We start from the raw sequence: 237 nt of genomic DNA, 5'->3' as shown, positions 1-237 counted from the left end.
TCGTTCGTGCCGGTGATGGTGATCGTCACCGTCTGCACTGCCGTGCCGCCATGGCCGTCATCGACGGTCACGTCATACTTCTGCGTCAGCGTCTGGCCGGCCTGCAGGCTGTCGAGCACGCCGTCGGAGACCTGGAAGCTCCAGCCGACCGAGTCACCCGCCTGGTTCAGCGCGCCGAGCGCGAAGGTGCCGAGGTAGCTGGGGCCCTGGGCCGTGAAGCCGGCGCTGTGGGTGTCG

1 protein-coding gene is annotated in these 237 nt (G+C 68.8%); it reads right to left on the bottom strand.

What is annotated here, in order from left to right; all coding sequences use genetic code 11:
* A partial coding sequence (locus tag C6558_RS39545; protein WP_146161049.1) for a VCBS domain-containing protein occupies positions 1 to 237 on the bottom strand: 237 nt, incomplete at both ends.

This window comes from Ensifer sp. NM-2, assembly GCF_003024455.1.
Lineage (GTDB): Bacteria > Pseudomonadota > Alphaproteobacteria > Rhizobiales > Rhizobiaceae > Ensifer > Ensifer canadensis.
The sequence above is the reverse complement of the archived record's forward strand: the minus strand, read 5'-3'. Positions and strand labels throughout refer to the sequence as shown.